Source organism: Nostoc sp. (assembly GCF_036916655.1).
GTDB lineage: Bacteria > Cyanobacteriota > Cyanobacteriia > Cyanobacteriales > Nostocaceae > Nostoc.
Genome location: NZ_JBALFY010000099.1, coordinates 1 through 14,652 on the forward strand (window position 1 = coordinate 1; position 14,652 = coordinate 14,652).

The 14,652-nt window shown below is 39.3% G+C and carries 14 protein-coding genes and 1 tRNA gene; 5 read left to right on the forward strand and 10 right to left on the reverse strand.

The window, feature by feature from the left end:
* Nucleotides 1–442 precede the first annotated feature (442 nt).
* The 4 genes from V7L31_RS26115 to V7L31_RS26130 all read left to right on the forward strand — a co-directional run bounded on the left by V7L31_RS26115 (nucleotide 443) and on the right by V7L31_RS26130 (nucleotide 2,465).
* Nucleotides 443–715, forward strand: a complete 273-nt coding sequence (locus V7L31_RS26115) for a hypothetical protein (RefSeq protein WP_012410874.1) — start codon at nucleotides 443–445, stop codon at nucleotides 713–715.
* Nucleotides 716–728: 13 nt separating this feature from the next.
* A complete protein-coding gene (locus tag V7L31_RS26120; protein WP_334698960.1) occupies nucleotides 729–1,406 on the forward strand; it encodes an energy-coupling factor ABC transporter ATP-binding protein in 678 nt (225 codons plus the stop codon).
* 302 nt (nucleotides 1,407–1,708) lie between these two features.
* Complete coding sequence (locus tag V7L31_RS26125; RefSeq protein ID WP_334698961.1) at nucleotides 1,709–2,257, forward strand: NYN domain-containing protein; 549 nt, start codon at nucleotides 1,709–1,711, stop codon at nucleotides 2,255–2,257.
* Between the two features lie 136 nt (nucleotides 2,258–2,393).
* Nucleotides 2,394–2,465: transfer RNA gene (locus tag V7L31_RS26130), tRNA-Asn, on the forward strand.
* A 675-nt stretch (nucleotides 2,466–3,140) separates the two neighbouring features.
* On the opposite strand, the gene V7L31_RS26135 is transcribed toward V7L31_RS26130, so the two are convergent.
* Together V7L31_RS26135 and V7L31_RS26140 are read right to left on the reverse strand one after the other, a co-directional pair.
* Nucleotides 3,141–3,980, reverse strand: a complete 840-nt coding sequence (locus V7L31_RS26135) for a M56 family metallopeptidase (RefSeq protein ID WP_334699081.1) — start codon at nucleotides 3,978–3,980, stop codon at nucleotides 3,141–3,143.
* A complete protein-coding gene (locus V7L31_RS26140; protein ID WP_099102645.1) occupies nucleotides 3,980–4,399 on the reverse strand; it encodes a BlaI/MecI/CopY family transcriptional regulator in 420 nt (139 codons plus the stop codon). Before V7L31_RS26140 ends, V7L31_RS26135 begins: the two co-directional genes overlap by 1 nt.
* A 483-nt stretch (nucleotides 4,400–4,882) precedes the next feature.
* On the opposite strand from V7L31_RS26140, the gene V7L31_RS26145 reads away from it, so the two are divergent.
* Nucleotides 4,883–5,617: a 2-phosphosulfolactate phosphatase family protein gene (locus tag V7L31_RS26145; RefSeq protein WP_334698962.1), complete on the forward strand. Its 735-nt coding sequence runs from the start codon at nucleotides 4,883–4,885 to the stop codon at nucleotides 5,615–5,617.
* A gap of 63 nt (nucleotides 5,618–5,680) precedes the next feature.
* Here the strand turns inward: V7L31_RS26145 and rfbD are convergent, their stop codons facing one another.
* From rfbD to V7L31_RS26185, 8 genes are all read right to left on the reverse strand, one after another.
* Nucleotides 5,681–6,550: a dTDP-4-dehydrorhamnose reductase gene (gene rfbD, locus V7L31_RS26150; protein ID WP_334698963.1), complete on the reverse strand. Its 870-nt coding sequence runs from the start codon at nucleotides 6,548–6,550 to the stop codon at nucleotides 5,681–5,683.
* Nucleotides 6,551–6,706: 156 nt separating this feature from the next.
* A complete protein-coding gene (rfbC, locus tag V7L31_RS26155) occupies nucleotides 6,707–7,252 on the reverse strand; it encodes a dTDP-4-dehydrorhamnose 3,5-epimerase (RefSeq protein WP_334698964.1) in 546 nt (181 codons plus the stop codon).
* Nucleotides 7,253–7,370: 118 nt separating this feature from the next.
* Nucleotides 7,371–8,447, reverse strand: coding sequence for a glucose-1-phosphate thymidylyltransferase (locus V7L31_RS26160; protein WP_334698965.1), 1,077 nt, complete (start codon nucleotides 8,445–8,447; stop codon nucleotides 7,371–7,373).
* A gap of 92 nt (nucleotides 8,448–8,539) precedes the next feature.
* The gene (locus V7L31_RS26165) at nucleotides 8,540–9,634 is read right to left on the reverse strand and encodes a glycosyltransferase family 4 protein (protein WP_334698966.1); all 1,095 of its coding nucleotides are present in this window, start codon (nucleotides 9,632–9,634) and stop codon (nucleotides 8,540–8,542) included.
* Nucleotides 9,634–10,794, reverse strand: coding sequence for a glycosyltransferase family 4 protein (locus V7L31_RS26170; RefSeq protein ID WP_334698967.1), 1,161 nt, complete (start codon nucleotides 10,792–10,794; stop codon nucleotides 9,634–9,636). Before V7L31_RS26170 ends, V7L31_RS26165 begins: the two co-directional genes overlap by 1 nt.
* The gene (locus tag V7L31_RS26175; RefSeq protein WP_334698968.1) at nucleotides 10,794–11,774 is read right to left on the reverse strand and encodes a GDP-mannose 4,6-dehydratase; all 981 of its coding nucleotides are present in this window, start codon (nucleotides 11,772–11,774) and stop codon (nucleotides 10,794–10,796) included. The genes V7L31_RS26170 and V7L31_RS26175 overlap by 1 nt, the downstream gene beginning before the upstream one ends.
* A gap of 202 nt (nucleotides 11,775–11,976) precedes the next feature.
* Nucleotides 11,977–13,440: a glycosyltransferase family 4 protein gene (locus tag V7L31_RS26180; protein WP_334698969.1), complete on the reverse strand. Its 1,464-nt coding sequence runs from the start codon at nucleotides 13,438–13,440 to the stop codon at nucleotides 11,977–11,979.
* An 11-nt stretch (nucleotides 13,441–13,451) separates the two neighbouring features.
* On the reverse strand, nucleotides 13,452–14,594 hold the full coding sequence (locus V7L31_RS26185) for a glycosyltransferase (RefSeq protein ID WP_334698970.1): 1,143 nt from the start codon (nucleotides 14,592–14,594) through the stop codon (nucleotides 13,452–13,454).
* Nucleotides 14,595–14,652 lie beyond the last annotated feature (58 nt).

The following is a 14,652-nucleotide window of genomic DNA, read 5'->3' on the forward strand; positions in this document are numbered from 1 at the left end:
GACCAACCTACGAATACGAAGCGATCGCGCTTGAGCCAGTCGTCGAGAACGTCAAACCACCCTCTACTGGGGGCACGTCCAACTGCGATGGTCATTAGAGCAAATCTCCAAATGTTTATAAGTACAGGTTGTATCTGTATTATAGATGGCTATACAAAAGCCCTCTATAAGCAGAAAGTTAACTGGGTTGTTAACCAAGTTTACAATTTTTTACACACCTTTAATCATATTAGGTGTAAATCGCTAATTTTTCTAGGGTATTTGTAATAAAAATTAATTTTTGATTCAGATGAGGTAGATAAAGCAGGGCAGCAAGAGGGGAAAAAGGTAATTTGAATTCTCCCCCTTGCACCCTGCCCCTCTGCCTCTTCCAACCCCCATTTCCCTAGAATCACTCAGCTGACGCTAAAATGAGTCCACAGTTAAATTTGATTATTGCTAAATGTTTACCATCGATTTAAGCATCAGAAACACTGCTTTCCCTATTTCGGTACAACGTAAGTCAGCAGAGGATGCTGAGGCTGTCTATCAGCTAATTTTGGCAGCAATCCGTTCTGGGAACCCTGACATTGTAGAACTCAAGTGCGAGGGCAAGACAGAGAAAAAAATTGCTGTCCGCGCTAGTGAAATTTCTGGGGTGCAGATTGTTCAGAAAGATGGTACAACCCCTGGTGGTGGCAGACCACCTGGCTTTTTTGCTGTAGCTGCTGAGTAACTAAGGTTGACAAATGTCTCAAGTTGGCATTGAAGTCAAGGATTTAAATTTCAGTTGGCCTAATGGAGAGAAAGTGATCAAATCTTGCTCTTTAGAAGTGCCCAAGGGTGAGTTTTGGATGCTCTTGGGTACAAATGGCAGCGGAAAATCAACGTTACTGAGACTACTGGCGGGGTTATTAGCTCCTGAATCTGGCGAAATTCGGGTTTTGCACCCCGTTGGTTTTGTCTTCCAAAATCCAGATCATCAACTGGTAATGCCAACGGTTGGTGCTGATGTGGCTTTTGGATTGGTGGAAGAAAAGTTGCCACCTGCTGCTACTAGAGCCAGGGTTGAGGAGGCGCTGGGGGCGGTTAATTTGCTTACCCTGCAACGACGCCCTATTTATGCACTCTCTGGGGGACAGAAACAGCGAGTCGCCATCGCTGGTGCAATCGCCCGTCGCTGTGAAGTTCTATTATTAGATGAACCCACTGCCTTACTAGATCCAGATAGCCAGTTAGATTTAGTTGCTGGTGTCCGCCGCCTTGTCAAAAGTCGAGGTATTACAGCCCTGTGGGTGACACATCGATTAGACGAGTTAAATTACTGTGACGGCGCTTTCTTGCTAGAAAAAGGCTCTCTGGTAGATAGGGGTGAACCCCAACGCCTCAAAGAACGTCTAATGGAGGTAGACAGCGAAGCCTCCTAATTGAGTGCTGAGTAATGAGTTAGGAGTAATGAGTAATGAGTGCTGAGTAAATAAGTAAAATTCATTGCACTGGCTCAACCCTCGCTATTCGTTAACTGCACTTCTGAATACTACTAAAAAAGAACTTTAACGCGCCTTTGTTTAAAAGGCGCGTTTTAAGTTGGTGCGTCTATCTTAGGCTTGAGTTTTGTGAGGCTGCCGTATTTTTTATTCTATGTAGCATAGTGTTACACACAATTGATCAATTATTATAAATCTTATGAATGAATTTTGTTAACTCTAGAAAATTGTGATTAAAAACCATGCCCCGTTCCTTACTCCAAGCCGTTTTGTTAGTGGACGGCTACAATATCATAGGTGCTTGGCCTTGCCTTAAAAAAACGCGTGATAGCGTTGGATTAGAGGCCGCACGGGGCGAACTTGTGGAAGCTATGACTGGTTATAGCGCGTTTCAAGGTTACACAACTCAGATAGTTTTTGATGCCCAATATCAGAATTGCTCTAGTAATAAAGAAATTATTACTGAGCTTTTGTCTGTTTATTACACTGATTTTGGGCAAACAGCAGATACTTATATTGAAAAATCCTGTGCTTCTTTTCGGCAGCAAATAGCTCAATCTTTGATTTCTCGTGTGATTGTTGCTACATCAGATCGGGCACAACAGCTGATGATTCAAGGGTATGGGGCTGAATGGTTGTCTGCACAACAACTTTGCGGGGAAGTGGAAACCACTGTTTGCCGGATGCGACAAAAGTATCACACGCGCAAGCAATCTAAGAGTAGGTTTTTAGCTAATGCCATTGATGCTAAGGCGCGGCAACGTCTGGCTGAATTACGAATGGGATTATAGTATCTAACACTCTCTGCTTAAGTTCCTGAATGGGTTTTGGCTGCAAAATTTCTATAAATTAAGCATATAAAAAAAATATTATCGAAAGTACTTGCTAAATTCTATTTTTAGCCCTAAGATTATAAATCGTGAGTGATCCTCAGTAGCTCAGTGGTAGAGCGATCGACTGTTAATCGATTGGTCGCTGGTTCGAATCCAGCCTGGGGAGTTTATGGATTTTGGATTTTAGATTATCAATCAGAGATTTATGGTCGCTTGACTCGGCTATGACGTTTCTGAATTAGGGGTCTTTTAGTGCTTGTCCTAAACAAGTGTTGGAATTTCAAGAAAGACTGCGATCGCATTAACGGTCTGTTTTGCACTTTTAACAGTATTGGCGTATTTGCCAAATAAATTCGCTTAAGGCAAGAGACGCGATAAATAGCCGTTTCTACAAACGTTTTTGCGAGCTACAAAGAGATAATGGGGCTAATGGTATTCCTTTAGGTGATTGCACTTAAAATGCTGAAACTAGGATAGGGCTTTACATGACTTCTGGAGCGCTGCCTGCCAATCCTTTTGTGGCTGCGGGGATGATTGAAGATCCCAGGCTGTTTGTCGGTCGTAAAGATGAATTACAGGCGATCACTCTCTTCTGCGCTGGATAATCTATGGGGAAACTCCCACACAGCAAGACAAAAGCGTTGTCCGCAAACTAACGCGAAAAGAAATTTTGACTCAAGAAGGCAATGCTTTTCAAGTGCCTTTGGTGCAAAAATATATAGAACAGTTGCTAGAAGAATAAGCCAGCACTGTACTAATGCATCGACTTACAAAAATTAAATAGAGACGTAGCACTGCTACGTCTCTACATTTTTTATTAAAATCGCTTTTTCAATTCAACTTAAGTGTGAAATATCACAGTCAGTAAAGGCAGGAATGCCAACAGAAAGCCATGCCAGGATTGCAATTGAGCTTCTGGGGTTGGTTCTGGTGGTGCTAATAAAGCTTCTACTCTTTGTTCTAAGCGATCTGCACCAGAGGAACCTAATGCAGCACAGCAAATTTCTGATAAGACTGGGCCGCTACTAACTACTAATAAAAGTGATTCCGCTAACACCAGAGGGTCTACCTGCAATGCTGCATAACCGTCAGCACGGAGTTCGCGCAAAGCTAACAATTCTTCCCACAAAGGCTCTGTATTCGGCAACCATGCAGTACAGGAACGCACCCAACCCAGCCAAAAAAACCAGAATGTATCCCTGTAATAGTGATGTCCTTGCTCATGGGCTAAGACGCTTTCTAAATGAGCAGGTGAGAGAGTTTGGACTAATCCTTGGCTAATTACTAGTTCTGGTTGCCAAAAACCGATTTGACCTGCAAACAACGCGCTCGTTTGCAGCAGTCTGGCTCGTCTATCGCCAACATTCACTAAGGGACAGTTACGGGCAGATTCTACAGACTGCCAACCCTGGAAGGCAAGTTTAATGCATGAAATAGCAAAAAATGCCAAATAAATTAATGCTAGTAAATAGCTAATTGAGCCTGTATACATTCCACCCATTTGCCCTTGAGGCCCCATGAACAGGACGGCGATCGCAGTCATGAAAATTAGCAAGGGCGGGAAGAGGAACAAAAATAGCGATCGCTGCCACCGCACACTCCAATTGCCTTGGGGTTGATTCCAAGCGGATCTTAACCACCAGGCAACTGCCAAAGCATTCAAAATCATTATCAGATGCATCATTGTTCCTCCCTGGCTTGGCGTGCAGATTGAATACGTTTGGCGATCGCTGCTATTTGCTCACTAGCTGCTTCATCTAAACTATCAGCAAAGGCAGCAACAACATCGGGGTTCCCCACCGCTAAAAATCGCTGTAACTGTTCGTGAGCTTTGATCACATCTGATTGCTGCTTACTCAGCATTGGCCGCCAATAGAATGCTCGCTCTTTCTTGTCGCAGGCTAGCCAACCTTTATCAGTAAGGCGACGTAAAACTGTGGTGACAGAAGTATACGCTAATTCGCGGTTGGGATCGGCGAGGATGCGATCGTGTACATCCTTGACTGTGGCTGAACCAAGTTCCCAAATGATATTTAAAATTTCCGCTTCCAACGGGCCTAAAGATAGTTGTTTAGGGCGGTAGTCGGGTAAAGGTGCCATAGCAATTTCAATGGAGAGTGGGGAGTGGGAGAGACGCGATTAATTGCGTCTGTACTGGGGAATGGGAAATGAATGGATATCTGTCTCTTTGGGTTGTAACCTTAAATCTGTAAATTTTCCCCTTTTAGAAGGTCTGTTCTTGTTTTAGATTACAAGATAGTGCAGCAGTCTGAAAGTCTAAAAGCATAAAAAGGGGCTTTTTGAATATTGATTAGGGATTGAAAAGAGGTAGGGGAGGCCGAGGAGGCAAGAGGTTATTAAGCAATTTCTCTTCCCCTGCTTCTCTTCTCCCCCTGCTCGCCTCAACAGATAACTTTGTTAACCGAACCGTATTGTCCCTGCTCCAATCTATGTATTGAATGAGATACATTTTGTATTTTGATGGTAAAAAATGTTTTGGGAACAGTTATGACTATAGTTAGTGACACCAACTAGGTAAAATGTTATTTGCGGCAGTAGTATTAAAACAGGTGTATCCAGCCCGTGAAGTTATTCGTATACCACACTCCTGAATTGACTCCAACGGATAAAGCGCCAGAATGTGCGATCGCAGTCGATGTCTTGCGAGCCACTAGCACAATAGCGACTGTCTTGGCATCTGGAGGCGAAGCTGTACAAGTATTCAGCGATTTAGATCGGTTAATTGAAGTTAGCGAAAAATGGCCCCCTGAAAAACGTCTGCGGGCTGGAGAACGCGGCGGCGCAAAAGTTGCTGGCTTTGAGTTGGGTAACTCTCCCCTCGACTGCACACCAGAATTGGTAGAAGGGCGGCGTTTGTTTATCAGTACCACAAATGGCACTCGTGCCTTACAACGGGTACAAGACTCCCCAAATGTTTTAGCAGCAGCCTTGATTAACCGGGCGGCGGTGGTGCAATTTCTCTTAGATAAGCAACCAGAAACAGTGTGGATTGTCGGTTCTGGTTGGGAAGGTAGTTTTTCTTTAGAGGATACAGTTTGTGCAGGTGCGATCGCTCATAGTATTTTGCAGCAAACCAAGTTGTCACCTGAAGAACTCGCTGGGAATGATGAAGTAATTAGTGCGATCGCTCTTTACTCTCAATGGCAAGATAACTTATTAGGATTACTTCACCAAGCTAGTCACGGTCAAAGATTGTTACGCCTTGACTGTCTAGATGATTTAAAATATTGTTCCCAAACTGATATTTTAGATGTTTTGCCCATACAACGAGAGACGGGAGTATTAAAAAGGGGATAGGGACTGGGGAGATGAGGGGGACAAGGGGGAGAAGGAAAATAACTATTCCCTATTCCCTATTCCCTATTCTGCAAGCATTTGTCGGAGTCTTTGCCGCCAATGAGGGGGATAAGTCCCTAGAAGTGCGGAAATTTTTCCACAAGCAAGGACGGAATAAGCAGGGCGACGGGCTGGTGTGGGATATTCGGCGGTTGTAATGGGGACAATGCTTTCAACTTTCAAAGGGAAGCCTAGCTGTTGGGCTTCTTCAAAAATGGCGACGGCAAAATCATACCAGCTAGCAACGCCGCTATTAGTGTAGTGATAAGTGCCGCTAATTTCTGGAGTTAACTGGGGAATTATCTGGGCGATAACTGCGGCTATATCTTGCGCCCAAGTCGGGCTACCAATTTGATCGGCCACAACACGGATTTCTTGACGTTCTGCACCTAGTCGCAGCATGGTTTTGACAAAGTTACTTTTGCCAAAGTTTCCATAAACCCAAGCAGTACGGAGGATAAGGTGATGGGTGCAAGTTTCCCGAATAGCTTCTTCTCCAGCGAGTTTGGTTTTACCGTAGATACTCAAAGGATTAGTCGCATCAGCTTCCTGATAAGGGCTACATCCATTACCATCAAAAACGTAATCAGTCGAAATATGAATTAGAAAAGCTCCTAATTTTTGGCTTTCTTCGGCAATAATTAGGGGTGCAATACCATTAATAGCGGTAGCAAGTTCGGTTTCACTTTCAGCTTTGTCTACAGCAGTATAAGCAGCGGCGTTAATGATGATTTGCGGCTGCTTTGATCTAATAACTTTGCGGAGAGTATCGGGTTGGGCAAGGTCTACTGTTGGGCGCGCTACTGAGATAACATTGCTGTGAGATGTGAGGATTTTTTGCAGTTCCTTACCCACTTGACCATTGCTACCAATCAACAGAATTGATTTACTCATAGTCATTAGTCCAAGAGAATCTACGACCACTCTTTAACGTGGTTTGAATTATTCCGATGAAAGACAAAGTTTTTCTGCTCACCATAAAAGTAAACTGAGGGCATTGCAAGAGGAGGAGTCTGTAACAAAATCCAATTACCAATGACCAATGACTACTTAATCAAATATTTCAGCAGTTCTTAAAGGTTTGCCGGCTTGGTCTTTAGCTGACAAAATCGGTGGCGCATTTAAGGGCCAATCTATCCCTAAATCTGGATCGTTCCATAGAATTGTGCGATCGCCTTGGGGCGCGTAATAATCTGTAGTTTTGTAGAGAACTTCAGCTACTTCTGAAAGCACAAGGAAGCCGTGAGCAAAACCTGGTGGTATCCACAATAGGCGCTTGTTCTCAGCACTGAGTTCAGAACCTACCCACTTACCAAAAGTACCCGAGCTTTTTCTAATGTCTACAGCTACGTCAAAAATAGTACCAGAAACAACCCGAATGAGTTTCCCTTGGGGTTGTTGGATTTGATAGTGCAATCCACGTAAGACGTTTTGTTTTGAGCAAGAGTGGTTATCTTGGACGAAGTTCGTAACAATCCCTATCTCTTGAGCAAATTTTTGGTGGTTGTAAGCTTCAAAAAATAAACCGCGATCGTCTGCAAATACTTGGGGTTCAATTTGCAGAACTTCAGGAATCTTGGTATGTACAATGCTCATTAATATTATTAATAGTATGTGCCGCAGTGTTCTGATTGTTAGATGAATTTTGCATTCATATTTTACAAGCACTGTGTTCCAATTTGGACGCTGGCTTGTCCTATTTGTAACAAGTAAATCAGGTTAGTTCAATTTGACAATCATCGCCAATCATAAATCGCAAGGCTTTGGGGCGACGGGGTGCAAGACTCAATTGTGCCCTTTGTCCAATGACACTATCAATAATACGCTGATGGATTCCGGCAATTTTAGCACCTTCTAAAATCACACTGTGTTCTAAATCGGTATCAATGAGGGTGACATTGTTAGCAATACTACTGTAAGGGCCAATAAAGCAGTTTTCTAAATGACAATTGCTGCCAACGACTACGGGCCCCCGAATTGTGCAATTAATTACTTTGGATTTTGCACCGATTTGCACTCGTCCAATAATCTGACTTTGGGTATCGACTTCGCCCGCAACTGATACTGTCAGATAAGTGTCGAGAATTAATCGGTTAGCTTCTAGTAAGTCATCTTTTTTACCAGTATCTAGCCACCAACCTTGCAGATTATAGGCTAAAACCTGCTTTTCCTGATTAATGAGGTATTGAATGGCATCAGTAATTTCTAGTTCGCCTCTGGTGGAAGGTTGGATATTGGCGATCGCATCAAAGATGAGATGAGAAAAGAAATAAACCCCTACCAATGCCAAATTTGAAGGAGGAACTTTGGGTTTTTCAATTAACTGTAGTACCCGTCCTGTTTCATCCACCTGAGCCACACCAAAGGCGCTAGGATTTTCAACCGAACGCAAGAGAATCAAAGCATCTGGCTGTTGTTGACTAAATTGTTGGAGAAAGTAACGTAACTCACCTAGTTGAATCAGGTTATCACCCAAGTACATGACAAAGGCAGAATTACCTAAAAAAGGACGGGCGACTTGGACGGCGTGAGCAAGTCCAAGTGGCTGGTCTTGTATAATGTAGGTGATGTTCGCTCCAAAGTTTTCTCCATTTCCGGTTTTCCCTTGGACTTCTGCCCCGGTTTCTGGACTGATGATGATGCCAATATCAGTAATACCAGCCGCGACCATTTCTTCAATGCCATACCATAAAACAGGTTTGTTAGCAACTGGTACAAGTTGTTTTGCCCCGCTGTAAGTGAGGGGACGTAAGCGTGTACCTTTACCGCCAGAAAGAATTAGTGCTTTCATCAGGATTTAGGATTAATTATCAAGTCATTAGTCAAGATAATCTAAAAACTTGACAGAATCCCAAATCCTTGCATTTAAATTCTGACGTTAGTTTATAGGTAACGGGATAAGACTTTGGCGGTTGCTTTTCCTGTTTTTTCCCAACTGAATTGTTGAGAGTGAGTGATACCTTGGTCAGAAAGGCGCGATCGCAGTACCGAATCAGTTGCAACAGCCTGCATCGCCTCTGTAATTTCTCCGGTGTTGTAGGGATCGATCAGAATCGCCGCATCGCCAGCCACTTCAGGTAATGAGGAGAGATTGGAGGTAATGACAGGAGTACCACAAGCCATTGCTTCGAGGACGGGTAAACCAAAACCCTCCCACAGACTGGGGAAAACCAAAGCGATCGCTTGATTGATGATTTTTGGTAATTCGCTGTAGGGAGCATAGTCAAGAAACTTTACCTGATTAGCTACACCCAATTCTGCAACTTGCGTTTCTAAAGTAGGAGTGTAGCGCAAATCAATTGGCCCTACTAACCATAGTTCGTAGTCTTTGCAGTTAGGTAATGCCGCAAAAGCACTAATGAGTCGCTGGATATTTTTGTATGGATCTTGGCGGCCAATGTAGAGAAAGTAATTGCTGGTGGGGAGGTTGAGAGGGCGGAAGTGAGTGCGATCGTAGGCAAGGGGAATGGGGGTAATTTTGTTAGCCGAAATTCCGTAAAAGTTGGTGATATCCTGAGCCGTAGTTTGCGAGATGCAAATGATGTGTTGTGCTTGCTTAAGGACTTGAGGAGTGTAATAGTAGTGGTAGGGTGTAAGTGGTGAAAAGCGTTTGGGAAAACGCAACGGAATCATATCAAAAGATGTGATAACAAAGCGACAGTCGCTATAAAGGGGTGCTTCTGGGATAGGGGAGAATAAAAGGCTAGATTTAAGATTTTTATAGATTTGTGGTAGTTGAAATTGTGTCCAGAGTAAACGGTTAAAATGACCTTTTGTACCGTGTTCTGGGGTTAAGCTTGAGGGAATTGGATAGCAGTCAAAATCGGGATATTTTCGCGCTACTAATAGAGTGGGTTGAAAAGATTGTAGATAAGGAATAAGATTTTGAATATAATTTCCTATACCAGTTGGTTGAGATAAGAGAATAGATAAATTAATGATTAATTGATTCGTGGAAGCATTATTTTCTATTTTCATTAAATAATAGTTTCATAAGCGTTTAATGTTTCTCGTGCCGTTCTTTCCCAGGAAAATAATTTGGCTTTTGCTTTCCCCTTATTAATTAATTCTTGGCGTAATTGGGAATCACTGATGACTTTCAGTATAGCCTCTGCGAGTTGGATAGGATTATTAGGGTCAACTAAAATAGCTGCATCTCCTGTAATCTCTGGAATAGAGGAAGTATTTGAACTGATCACAGCAGCACCTAGAGTCATTGCTTCCAATACAGGTAAGCCAAACCCTTCATAGTAAGATGGATATACAAATACATCAGCTTTTGAGTAAAATAATGCGACTAATTCATCAGATAGGTAATTAAGATGATGAATTTGATTTACCCAAGGGGAATTCTCAATAGCTGCAAATACTGGTTCGTAACTCCATCCTTTCTTCCCAATCAATATTAATTGGTGGGGAATTTTATATTGCTGTTTTAAAAAATTAAATGCCGAAATTATTGTATTAATATTTTTTCTTGGTTCTATTGTACTAACAAAAAGTAAATATGGTTGAGAAAAATCATAGTTAACTTGTTTTGCTAGCTCCTCAGTAGTTTGTGCAGACAAGTAATCAGGATAGTAGCGACTTGCTAGAGGAGTCACATAAACTCTTTTGGGGTCTACTTGTAAATATTCAATAATATCTGCTTTAGAACTTTGTGAAATTGTTATAATTAAATCTGTCCATTCTAAACATCGCTTAACTCTTTTAAAGTATGTTTTTGCAACCGAGTCTGCATATTTGGGATATTTAAAAAAAGTTAGATCGTATATATTCATAACCTTTAAAGTATTATTACAAGGATAAACAGAATAATTAGTCCCATGTAATATATCTGGAAACCCAAAATATTTATCAAAGTAAGATAAGCTAGGATTAAAAGAGATAGCTAACAATAAATCAGATATTCTCACTGGTAACGGCAGTAAATGTCTTTGAGAATAATGTTTAAGGCTATCAGGAAAATTGAAGTTACCAGCTAACCAGTTGTTAAGACGTGGTTGATAAACTATCCCTAAATCAAAGTTATTTTGTTTTTGTAAAGCCTCAAGTGAAGATATTAGATTTATAATATAAAATCCTACTCCACTTGGTTTTGGAGTTATTGGGGTTGCATCAATAACAATTTTTAGCATTAGGGCTTTGAGTTTACGCTGTTGCTCAATTTTTTCAGATCGTAATCAACCATTAGCTCTACTAGTTCCTTGAATGAATACTGAGGCTGCCAACCAATGCCAGTCTTAATTTTATCAATACAACCAATCAATTGTACTGGCTCATCGGGCCGATAAAATTCAGGATCAACTGAGACATAATCTTGCCAGTTAAGACCAACGCAATTGAAAGCACATTCAACTAGTTCTTTGACAGAATGAGTTTCACCACTGGCAATAATATAGTCGTTTGCTTCATCTTGCTGTAGCATTAGCCACATAGCATAAACAGCATCTTTGGCATAGCACCAATCACGCCGAGCGTCTAAGTTTCCTAATGTGAGTTCATTTGCTAGACCTAGTTTTATTTGGGCGGCTGCATGTGTAATTTTGCGAAAGACAAACTCTGTACCACGACGGGGTGATTCGTGGGTATAAGTGATACCACAGCACGTATAAATTTTGTATTTTTGCCGATAGTTTACCGTCATCCAGTGGGCATAAGCTTTAGCAATGCCGTAGGGATTACGCGGACGGAAGGCAGTACGTTCGTTTTGTGGAGATTCATCAGGTTGACCAAATACTTCACTACTGGATGCTTGGTAAAATCTGGCATCAGGTTTACAGCGACGGATAGATTCTAGAAGGCGCGAGACACCAAGAGCCGTATATTCAGCAGTAAGAGCTGGCTGTGTCCAAGATAGAGGAACATAACTTTGAGATGCAAGATTATATATTTCATCAGGTTGTGATTCTGCAATTACATCCATTAAGGAAGATTGATCTAAGAGGTCTCCTGATAGAATTTCAATGTTACCTGAAAGATGTGTAATCCGTTCTAAGTTGCTGCTACTGGAGCGACGGACTAGACCAAATACTTGGTAGCCTTGAGTTACTAGCAGTTCTGCGAGATAAGATCCGTCTTGTCCCGTTAATCCCGTGATTAGTGCTTTTTTAGTCATTCGCTATTAGAGTTTAGACTTTGAATAGTTTTTAAAACTTAAAATCTATCATAAATTATCCTCTTCAGGTTATTGAGGAGAGGAATATTATTATTAATAAACAGTAGTTCATTAGTTCATTATAATCAAACTAATTATTATGGAATGTTAGAAAACTTCAGTTTGTTTAATATCGCTATGGTCATAGTTTTGAGAGTATTTATTAACGATTTGTTCTATAGCTTTGCACAATATTATTTACGAATTCCTGTAAATACTTACCAATTAGAGGTAAGTTATATAAATAGCTGACTACTTTATCTATAAATTTGTATCTAGCACCTTTGAGATTAGGATTTATATTTAAATCAAAATAGGGATATCTCAAAATTTCACAATTTGACAACACATATTCAAATGAATAACCTAAGTTTATAGGAAGGATTTCTATAATTTCATTGAAGGCAAGTATTGTAACAGTGTCTAGGTCACAATTTTGTTTTATTGTTGTTATGGCATTTGCTCTGATTTCTTCTAACTTTGATGGATTTTCTAAACACCAAACAATTTTATGATAAATCTCTTTTATATCTTTTCTATCTTTTATGAAAATCGTGTCATATTGATCTTGAAAAAGTTCGCAACTTCCAGTTTTTTCGGTAGCCATAACTGTAACGCCTTTAAGCATTGCTTCAATCAAAGCATATCCAAACGGTTCATCATCACTAAGTAAAAATATGGCAAGATCGTAATAAGATATTTTTTCTAAAAGATATTCTTTATTCAAAAAGCCTTTTAGAATAAATATTTTAGACAAATCGTCTTTGATAATATTTTTTTCAAGTGCATCCATGAACTTGATCTCGCCTCTACCAAACAATTCAATAGTAATTTTATCTTTATAAGGTGATTTAGATATAAATTTAGCTAAATCATAAAGAAACAATATTCCTTTTTTCTCTGCTATTTGACCAAAATAAGTTATTCTGAAGATATTTTTATTTTTTGAGATTTCCTTCTCCTCATTATCTACAAATCTCTCATGTTCATAAGAATAAGTAGAATAGTCCTGGTTGAAAAACTTATTAAAATTAATCCAATTATAAACAACTTTATTAATATTATATTTTCCTAACAAACTATTTGATTCGTATATTTTTTTTGAGCATGAAATGGCTGTCATTTTTGTCTTTAAATACTGCCATTTCCCTGTTAAACTCACTAATCTAGTATATTCTTGTACAACACCATCAATGTGTTCCATTAAATGAATTACAGTCTTAGTCTTACAAGAAATAACTGTATCAAGTATACCTATAGGCCCTATTCCTAATGGATTAAATATCCATACTAGATCAGGATTTTCCAATTCAATTAATCTTTTCAAAGCTATACAATTAGACTCAATATATCCACCAAAAGCCATTACCTTGTCATAGAAGTATATGGAGTTATTTTGAAAATGATAATCATACAAGTCTTCATAATATCTAACTGGATTGAATATTCTTCTAACATCAATGTGCTTAGGTTCTGGATATTTACATATTTGGACAGTATTTTCTGAAGTTGCAACCAGAACAGAATGTCCTAAATCTTGATATTTTTCGGCTAAATCTAGACATCCCAGTTCGTATCCACCTCTAACATGAGGAGGAAATATGTTTGATATGAACAATATTTTCATAATTTTGCTACTTACCTTTTTACACTGCAATACTGGACTTGAGCAATTTCATCTTCTACACGTAACCAGTAATTATCCCATAAAAATTTATCTTCTACAATTTTTATTGCCTGCTCAATGAACTTAATATATTCTGCTTCAGATAAAGAAATCACAGACTTTAGTATCTTTCTTAAAGATTTGGAATCTCTTTCTGTATAAACAAAATCTTTTAGATTTATTACACCCATAACTTCTTTTAAAGCCGGTTGGCTAGAAGTAATAGGTAAAGTATTATTTAACAAAGCTTCAATTATGACTAAGCCCAAAAGTTCACTATTCTCAAATTTTTGACTTTGATATGTTATTGAAGTTGAATTAGCAATTAAAGCAATAGAACTGGCTATAATACTATCTCTCTCAGATGACAATATCTCACCAGTTAGGTAAACATTTTTGCCAGAAGATTTTGTATTCAAATATTTTTTATAGTAATCATTCTCACTATAAGGTCCTACCAACACTAAATTTTCATTTTTACCCACAGCATCAATTGCTACTTCAAAGGCTTTATGAGGTAAAATCCTACCTACTGATACAAATTTATTTTTATTTTTTTCAGTAAATCTTATTGTTGATATTTTTTCTAATTGCTTCTTCCAAGCACCAGCGTAGACATAGCTTATATTATTAGTATATTTTTTAAATCTATCAGCAGAATATTTAGAAATTTCTATAAAGAAATGATTTGGAAGATGATTATACCTAATCCAAAAATCAATCGCATTTTCCTCAAAGCCAAGATTTGTAAAAATAACGTACTGTTCACTATGAGTTAACAGTATCAGGTCATAAATTGAGATATTCCCTAAGTACTGATGAATACATACAGTATCATAGTAAGCTACTTTACTTAAAATTTCCCGGAAGCTTTCTTGTTTTTCATAAGATATATTGCCTCCGATTATTGTCGTTATATTAAATTGTCTGTAAAATCTTCCTAATGAACGATCATAAACAAACTCTCTCTCACATGGAGATACTAAATCGCATTCTATTCCTGAAGCAGATATAGAAATAGCACAGTTTAAAGTGTAATTTTCACCTCCTCCTGTTTTTTTAAGTGGTAATAAACTAAAAACTAAAGCTCTAGCATTCTCTTTATTTGTAGACATTTCTCTGAATTATTTAGACTATTAGTAACTATTCTATTTCATGATGTTATCAAGCTTT

Coding starts and splice junctions, on each gene's coding strand:
- V7L31_RS26115 (WP_012410874.1), top strand. CDS start 443: ATGTTTACCATCGATTTAAGCATCAGAAACACTGCTTTCCCTATTTCG.
- V7L31_RS26120 (WP_334698960.1), top strand. CDS start 729: ATGTCTCAAGTTGGCATTGAAGTCAAGGATTTAAATTTCAGTTGGCCT.
- V7L31_RS26125 (WP_334698961.1), top strand. CDS start 1,709: ATGCCCCGTTCCTTACTCCAAGCCGTTTTGTTAGTGGACGGCTACAAT.
- V7L31_RS26135 (WP_334699081.1), bottom strand. CDS start 3,980: ATGCATCTGATAATGATTTTGAATGCTTTGGCAGTTGCCTGGTGGTTA.
- V7L31_RS26140 (WP_099102645.1), bottom strand. CDS start 4,399: ATGGCACCTTTACCCGACTACCGCCCTAAACAACTATCTTTAGGCCCG.
- rfbD (WP_334698963.1), bottom strand. CDS start 6,550: ATGAGTAAATCAATTCTGTTGATTGGTAGCAATGGTCAAGTGGGTAAG.
- rfbC (WP_334698964.1), bottom strand. CDS start 7,252: ATGAGCATTGTACATACCAAGATTCCTGAAGTTCTGCAAATTGAACCC.
- V7L31_RS26160 (WP_334698965.1), bottom strand. CDS start 8,447: ATGAAAGCACTAATTCTTTCTGGCGGTAAAGGTACACGCTTACGTCCC.
- V7L31_RS26165 (WP_334698966.1), bottom strand. CDS start 9,634: ATGAAAATAGAAAATAATGCTTCCACGAATCAATTAATCATTAATTTA.
- V7L31_RS26170 (WP_334698967.1), bottom strand. CDS start 10,794: ATGCTAAAAATTGTTATTGATGCAACCCCAATAACTCCAAAACCAAGT.
- V7L31_RS26175 (WP_334698968.1), bottom strand. CDS start 11,774: ATGACTAAAAAAGCACTAATCACGGGATTAACGGGACAAGACGGATCT.
- V7L31_RS26180 (WP_334698969.1), bottom strand. CDS start 13,440: ATGAAAATATTGTTCATATCAAACATATTTCCTCCTCATGTTAGAGGT.
- V7L31_RS26185 (WP_334698970.1), bottom strand. CDS start 14,594: ATGTCTACAAATAAAGAGAATGCTAGAGCTTTAGTTTTTAGTTTATTA.